This window comes from Paenibacillus sp. VTT E-133291 (assembly GCF_002264395.1).
GTDB lineage: Bacteria > Bacillota > Bacilli > Paenibacillales > Paenibacillaceae > Paenibacillus_AQ > Paenibacillus_AQ nitricinens.
The window spans coordinates 1-516 of sequence record NZ_NFVA01000237.1; the positions used below are offsets into that span (position 1 = coordinate 1).

Sequence of the window (516 nt, forward strand, 5' to 3'; positions counted from 1 at the left end):
GATATTACCTATATGCATTATGGTAATGGACAGTGTGCTTATTTATCTGTGGTGAAAGACGGGGCTACGAGACAAATTCTAGCTCACTACCTCTCTACTTCATTGGCCATGCCAATTGTAGAACGAACACTGGAGAAACTACTTGAACGATTGGATGGAAATATTCATCCAGAAGCCCTTTTACACTCGGATCAAGGAATGCACTATACTCACCCTAGATTCCGCCTTCTCGTACGCAAAGCTGGGTTTACACAGTCTATGTCACGGAAAGGAAACTGCTGGGATAACGCCGCCATGGAGAGCTTCTTTGGCCATATGAAGGATGATTTGGAGTACGAGTCTTGTATGACTCTCTTAGAACTACGAACAAGGGTTGATGACTATATCGCCTACTATAACTCCGAGAGATATCAATGGACATTAAAAAAGATGACTCCCGATGAATTCAGGAGTCACCTATTAACTGCTTCTTAAAGGTCTTCTTTTTAAACTTTCCACAAATACGGTCACAGTTCA

1 protein-coding gene is annotated in these 516 nt (G+C 42.1%); it reads left to right on the top strand.

Features of this window, described 5'->3' with window-relative positions; all coding sequences use genetic code 11:
* A partial coding sequence (locus CA598_RS31740; RefSeq protein WP_143812507.1) for an IS3 family transposase occupies positions 1-474 on the top strand: 474 nt, incomplete at its 5' end.
* Between the last annotated feature and the right edge of the window lie 42 nt (positions 475-516).